Consider the following 3,594-nt stretch of genomic DNA (forward strand, 5'->3'; position numbering starts at 1 on the left):
CGAGCTCGCCGCGACGATCGCCGAGACCGAGGCGGCGCTGGCAAAGCACCCGGCCGCGTTTCCGAACGTGCTGACGACCTCCTCGCGCTCCGGTGCCGGCATGGCGGAGCTGCGCGCGGCGATCGTGCGGCTACTGGAAGAGCGGGGCGCGTGATGGCGTTTCGGGTGCTGATTGCGCTCGCAGGATTGATGGGCGCCTGCGGCGTCGCGCTGGCGGCGGCCTCGGCGCATGGCGCGGATGCGAGCCGCCTTGCCTCCGCAAGCGCCATGCTGCTGTTTCATGCAACGGCCATCCTGGCCGTGACGGCGCTGATCGAACGCGGGTTTCTGCACGGCGGAATTGGCCTCGTTGCCGCATTCGGCTTCGTAATCGCGGCCGCGCTGTTCGCCGGCGACCTCACCTTGCGGCAATATGCCGGGCACGGGTTGTTTCCTTTTGCCGCACCGACCGGTGGCACGCTCTTGATCGTGAGCTGGCTGGCGGTGAGCGTGGCGGCGGTGGCAGCAAAGCGCTGATCCGTCGCCCGGATGGAGCTACATATCAGTCCCGCTTTGCGTGAACGCCGCCAATCGGATAGAACGCGGCCCGACAGTCCCGCCAGCGAGATCCGCCTCATGACCGACATTTCACCGCTCGATCAGGCCCGCATCCTGTCCGAAGCGCTGCCGCATATGCAGCAGTATGACGAAGAAACCATCGTCATCAAATATGGCGGCCATGCCATGGGCGACGAGGAGACCGCGAAGAATTTTGCGCGCGACATCGTTTTGCTCGAGCAGACGGCGATCAATCCTGTCGTGGTGCATGGCGGCGGGCCGCAGATCGCGACCATGCTGAAGCGGCTCGGTATCCAGTCGGAATTCGCGGCGGGCCTGCGCATCACCGATGCGGCGACCATCGAGATCGTCGAGATGGTGCTCGCCGGCTCCGTCAACAAGCAGATCGTCGGCTACATCAATGAGGCCGGCGGCAAGGCCGTGGGGTTGTCAGGCAAGGACGCCAATATGGTGAAGGCGTCGAAGACGACGCGCACCATCGTCGATCCGGATTCGAACATCGAGAAAGCGATCGATCTCGGCTTCGTCGGCGATCCCGAGAAGGTCGACCTCACGCTGCTCAACCAGTTGATCGGCTATGAGCTGATCCCGGTGCTGGCGCCGCTCGCAACCTCGAAAGAGGGCCAGACGCTGAACGTCAATGCCGACACGTTTGCAGGCGCCGTTGCCGGCGCGCTGAAGGCAAAGCGCCTGTTGCTGCTCACCGACGTGCCGGGTGTCCTCGACAAGTCGAAGAAACTGATCCCGCAGCTCTCGGTCAAGGATGCGCGCAAACTGATCGCCGACGGCACGATTTCCGGCGGCATGATCCCGAAGGTCGAGACCTGCATCTACGCGCTGGAGCAGGGCGTGCAGGGCGTCGTCATCATCGACGGCAAGATGCAGCACGCCGTGCTGCTCGAGCTCTTCACCAACCAGGGCACGGGAACGCTGATCCACAAGTGATGGACGAGCGGCCAAGGAAGATGAGCGTCATGCCCGGGCTTGTCCCGGGCATCCACGACCTTTCTTCTATCGGCCAAGACGTGGATGGCCGGGTCATAGGCGAGCGAAGCGACGCCGTCCTTAGGACGGCTACGCCCGGCCATGACGAGCGGAGAGAGACGCGCCGCAGTCGCTCACCTCTCACGCACTTCTTGATTTCGCTCCCCGCAGCGGCGATCTCGTTCCTGTTCTCCGCCGCCCCTGCGCATGCCGACCTCAAGATCTGCAACCGCATGAGCTACGTCGTCGAGGCCGCGATCGGCATCGACGACAAGGCGGCGACCGCGACGCGCGGCTGGTTCCGGATCGATCCCGCGAGCTGCCGCGTCGTGGTTCAGGGCACGCTCGCCGCCGACCGCATTCTGCTCAACGCCCGCGCGCTCGGCGTCTACGGCTCCTCGCCGATCCCGCAGAGCGGCAGCGATACGCTCTGCGTCGCGCAGGAGAACTTCGTCATCGCGGCCGCGCGGCAATGCCGCAGCGGACAGACCCAGGCGCCGTTCACGCAGGTGACGCCGACGCGGACCGACGACGGCAACCTGGTCGCCTACCTCGCCGAGGACAGTGAGTATGACGACGAGCAGGCGCGCCTTGCCGGCATCCAGCGCCTGCTGGCGATCGCCGGCTACGATGCCGGCGCGATCGACGGCGTCGACGGACCGAAGACGCAGGCCGCACTCTCCGCATTTCTGAAGAGCCGCGGGCTCGCGGCCGACATCACGTCGTCGCCAAATTTCTTCAAAACCATGGTGGACGCGGTGCAGACACCGTCCGCGAGCGGACTCACCTGGTGCAACGACACGCCGCACAAGGTGATGGCGGCGGTCGCGACCGACGACGGCAAGAGCGTCACCAGCCGCGGCTGGTATCGCATCGATCCCGGCAAATGCCTGCACCCTGACGTCGCGGGCTCGCCAAGACAGACCTTCAGCTTTGCGGAAGCAGTCGATGCCGACAACCGCGCGATCAAGCTGAAGGACAAGCCGCTGAACTGGGGCGGCGAGAAGCAGCTCTGCACACGAGAGACGAAATTCGAGACCAACGAGCAGAACGATTGCCCGTCGCGCGGATTCGCAGCGACGGGGTTCGGTGCGGTGGATATGTCGAGCGGCGGCAAGACGCTGCGGTTTGCGATACCGTGATGGCGCCGCATGCCCTACCGTCGTCCTGGCGAAAGCCAGGACCCATTACCACAGGGAGTAGTTGTGGAGCGAGGTAGTGGTTGTCAGTCTTCATCAAACTCCTCCCTGGGATAATGGGTCCTGGATCGGCGCTCCGCTTCGCTGCGCTTGTCCAGGACGACGAAGAGAGTGTGACATGAAATCACCCCGCGCCTTCACCCACATCGACACCTGGGTGTTCGACCTCGACAACACACTCTATCCGCACCACGTCAATTTGTGGCAGCAGGTCGATTTGCGGATCACCGAGTTCGTCTGCAACTGGCTCAACGTCACGCCGGTGGAAGCGCGAAAAATCCAGAAGGATTACTATCAGCGTTTTGGCACCACGATGCGCGGGATGATGACGCTGCATGGCGTGCATGCCGACGACTACCTCGCCTATGTGCACAAGATCGACCATTCGCCGCTGGAGCCGAACCCACAGCTGGGTGCGGCCATCACAAAACTGCCGGGGCGGAAGCTGATCCTGACCAACGGCTCCGTCGACCATGTCGATGCGGTGCTGGCGCGTCTCGGCCTCGGCGACCATTTCGATGCCGTGTTCGACATCATCGCCGCGAATTTCGAGCCAAAACCGGCGTGGCAGACCTATCAGAAATTTCTCGCCGACCATGCGGTCGACCCGGCGCGCTCGGCAATGTTCGAGGACCTCGCCCGCAACCTCGTCGTCCCCCACGACCTCGGCATGACCACAGTGCTGGTCGTGCCCGACGGCACGCAGGAGGTGGTGCGCGAGGACTGGGAACTCGAGGGCCGTGACGCCGCCCATGTCGACCATGTCACGGATGATCTGGCAGGGTTTTTGGCGGGGTTGTCCAAGGCCAAATAGGTGCGCCTGTAGCCCGGATGGAGCGCAGCGCAATCCGGG

Annotated in this window: 4 protein-coding genes and 1 pseudogene; all 5 read left to right on the forward strand. The window is 64.2% G+C overall.

Translation table 11 applies throughout. The features are described 5' to 3' along the window. Window positions 1–154, forward strand: a pseudogene (locus C2U70_RS33595) (ribosome biogenesis GTP-binding protein YihA/YsxC); the annotation flags it as partial. After that, a complete protein-coding gene (locus C2U70_RS28985; RefSeq protein WP_140982055.1) occupies window positions 154–516 on the forward strand; it encodes a DUF423 domain-containing protein in 363 nt (120 codons plus the stop codon). The pseudogene C2U70_RS33595 and the gene C2U70_RS28985, both read left to right, overlap by 1 nt. A 99-nt stretch (window positions 517–615) precedes the next feature. Further along, a complete protein-coding gene (argB, locus tag C2U70_RS28990) occupies window positions 616–1,503 on the forward strand; it encodes an acetylglutamate kinase (protein ID WP_140982052.1) in 888 nt (295 codons plus the stop codon). A 194-nt stretch (window positions 1,504–1,697) separates the two neighbouring features. After that, window positions 1,698–2,684: a DUF1036 domain-containing protein gene (locus C2U70_RS28995; protein WP_186294539.1), complete on the forward strand. Its 987-nt coding sequence runs from the start codon at window positions 1,698–1,700 to the stop codon at window positions 2,682–2,684. Between the two features lie 175 nt (window positions 2,685–2,859). Next, a complete protein-coding gene (locus C2U70_RS29000; protein WP_140982054.1) occupies window positions 2,860–3,555 on the forward strand; it encodes a pyrimidine 5'-nucleotidase in 696 nt (231 codons plus the stop codon). Window positions 3,556–3,594: the final 39 nt, after the last annotated feature.

Source organism: Bradyrhizobium guangdongense (genome assembly GCF_006483445.1).
GTDB lineage: Bacteria > Pseudomonadota > Alphaproteobacteria > Rhizobiales > Xanthobacteraceae > Bradyrhizobium > Bradyrhizobium guangdongense_A.

What these genes read in the sequence shown, in the direction of transcription:
- C2U70_RS28985 (WP_140982055.1), top strand. Translation starts at nt 154, where the DNA reads ATGGCGTTTCGGGTGCTGATTGCGCTCGCAGGATTGATGGGCGCCTGC.
- argB (WP_140982052.1), top strand. Translation starts at nt 616, where the DNA reads ATGACCGACATTTCACCGCTCGATCAGGCCCGCATCCTGTCCGAAGCG.
- C2U70_RS29000 (WP_140982054.1), top strand. Translation starts at nt 2,860, where the DNA reads ATGAAATCACCCCGCGCCTTCACCCACATCGACACCTGGGTGTTCGAC.